The sequence below is a fragment of the Methylophaga sp. UBA5088 genome, from assembly GCF_002414625.1.
Lineage (GTDB): Bacteria > Pseudomonadota > Gammaproteobacteria > Nitrosococcales > Methylophagaceae > Methylophaga > Methylophaga marina.
Window position 1 is genome coordinate 16,615 of sequence record NZ_DIAC01000029.1, and the last position, 770, is coordinate 17,384.

At 45.2% G+C, this 770-nt stretch carries 1 protein-coding gene; it reads left to right on the forward strand.

Translation table 11 applies throughout. The features are described 5' to 3' along the window. Positions 1–707: FHIPEP family type III secretion protein (locus B4K20_RS03780; protein WP_289281940.1), on the forward strand; the 707-nt coding region annotated here is incomplete at its 5' end. Positions 708–770: the final 63 nt, after the last annotated feature.

A 770-nucleotide genomic window follows, 5' to 3' on the forward strand; every position in this document is an offset into this window, starting at 1 on the left:
TAGACGCTATCTGGATTGAGACTGGGCAGCGTGAATATGCACAAGCACAAGGTTATACCGTGGTAGATGTAGATACGGTCATTGCGACTCATCTGAGTAAGATTCTCAACAATCATGCTCATGATCTGCTTGGCCGTGAAGAGGTTCAACATTTACTTGATAACCTGGCCAAGTCTGCGCCTAAACTGGTTGAGGGGCTGGTGCCAGATACAGTACCACTTGGCACGGTACAGAAGGTTCTGCAGAATTTGCTGGAAGAGAATATTCCTGTGCGTGATATACGTACCATTACTGAATCCATATCAGAGCAGGCCGCCCGTAATCCCGATCCGGAAGCGATCACGGCAGCAACCCGTATGTCGCTCAGTCATTCCATCATTCAGCATATTAATGGTACACGTACAGATCTCCCTATCATTACACTGGATCCAGAACTGGAACAGATATTGCTAAAAACTTTACAGGCATCCGGTGAAGGTGGAGCCAGTCTGGAACCAGGTCTGGCAGAAAATATGCACAAGAACTTGCAAGAAGCGACACAAAGACAGGAAATGACAGGTGATGCAGCGATTCTTGTTGTTCAAGCAGGTTTGAGAAGTTGGATTTCTCGCTTTATTCGCCACTCTATTCCCGGATTGAATGTATTGTCCTACAACGAAATACCGGACGATAAACAAATAAGAATAGTGGCCAATATTGGTCGATAAATTTAGAGTTTGAGGTTGATGTCTGAAAATCAAACGATTCCAAGCAGCTGATGTGCGTCAAGT